Origin of the sequence: Streptomyces sp. NPDC059003 (assembly GCF_042740445.1) — a bacterium.
GTDB lineage: Bacteria > Actinomycetota > Actinomycetes > Streptomycetales > Streptomycetaceae > Streptomyces.
In genome coordinates, this window is record NZ_JBHYJH010000221.1 from 10,994 (window position 1) to 12,234 (window position 1,241).

General features: G+C 70.3%; 1 protein-coding gene and 1 pseudogene. Both read right to left on the reverse strand.

Going from position 1 to position 1,241, the window contains the following annotated elements:
* Nucleotides 1–25: 25 nt before the first annotated feature.
* Nucleotides 26–1,003, reverse strand: a complete 978-nt coding sequence (locus ACFWZ5_RS40830) for a LysR substrate-binding domain-containing protein (RefSeq protein ID WP_384791690.1) — start codon at nt 1,001–1,003, stop codon at nt 26–28.
* A 30-nt stretch (nt 1,004–1,033) separates the two neighbouring features.
* A pseudogene (locus ACFWZ5_RS40835) lies at nt 1,034–1,241 on the reverse strand (polysaccharide deacetylase family protein); the annotation flags it as partial.

The window sequence follows — 1,241 nt, forward strand, 5'->3', positions numbered from 1 at the left end:
AGGTGGAAACGGGCGGGCGGGTGGGTCAGAGTACGCGTACTGGGAGGGGGCGGAGGGAATCTCGCAGGGCCGCCGCCAACTCCTCGTACTCGGCCGCCCGCGCAGCCCCCACCCGCATCGCGAACGCCACCCTCCGCGTAGGCGCGGGATCCGCGAAGTACCCGGTCAGGAGCTGGCTGCTGCGACTGGTCTCCACCCGCACGGCGGTGCGGGGCAGGAGCGTCACCCCGAGCCCCCCGGCCACCAGTTGGACCAGCGTCGAAAGGCCGGCGGCCGTCGTCGTGACGGGCGCGTCCCCGCGGCCCGCCTCACGGCAGATGTCCAGGGCCTGGTCCCGAAGACAGTGCCCCTCGTCCAGGAGCAGCAGATTGAGCTCGCGCAGCGCTTCGCGCGGGATCCCCTCCCGCCCACCGAGCCAGTGGTCGAGCGGCGTGACGAGGACGAAGTCCTCGTCGAACAGGGGAAGTTCGGTGACACCGGGCACGCCGAGCGGGACGGCGAGCAGCAGCAGGTCGAGACGCCCGGCGGCAAGCCCTTCGAGCAGCGACGACGTCTGCTCCTCGTGCACCTGGAGATCCAGGTCCGGATACCGCTCGTGCACGAGCGCGATGACCGTCGGCAGCAGATAGGGCGCCACCGTAGGGATCACGCCGAGCCGCAGCGCGCCGGTGAACGGCGCCTTCACGGCGTCGGCCTCCTCCAGGAGCGACTCGACCTCGTCGAGGACGGCCTTGGCGCGCACGGCGAGCCGCTCCCCGGCCGGGGAGAGCAGCACCTTGCGGGTGGTGCGCTCGAGGAGCTGAACCCCCAGCGCCTCCTCGAGCGCGGACACCGCACCGGACAGCGCGGGCTGGCTCATCCCGATCGCCGCCGCGGCATCCCTGAAGTGCAGATGCTCGGCGACGGCCGCGAACGCGCGCAGCTGCGCCAGACTGGGCTGCTTGCCCCTACTCACGGCTCGCACTGATAGCCACCTCCGATCAACATAACCGAGTGTAGCCATCCCCCTGATCAATGCGGCTCCGTCAGATGGTCACTTGTAGATCTTCCCGGGCTCGGTCTTGGCCGGAGAGAGGAGCTGGGAGACGGTCACGAAGGTGTAGCCCTCGGCGCGGAGCTTCTTCAGGATGGCGGGCATCGCGGGCACGGTGCCCTTGTGCAGCGGGTGGAGCAAGATGATCCCGTCACGACCCGCACCGTCGAGAACACGCTCGGCTATCAGCGCGGAGTCGTCCGTCTCG

Bases quoted from the DNA above. Each gene is read 5' to 3' on its own strand.
- ACFWZ5_RS40830 (WP_384791690.1), bottom strand. From the start codon at position 1,003: ATGGCTACACTCGGTTATGTTGATCGGAGGTGGCTATCAGTGCGAGCC.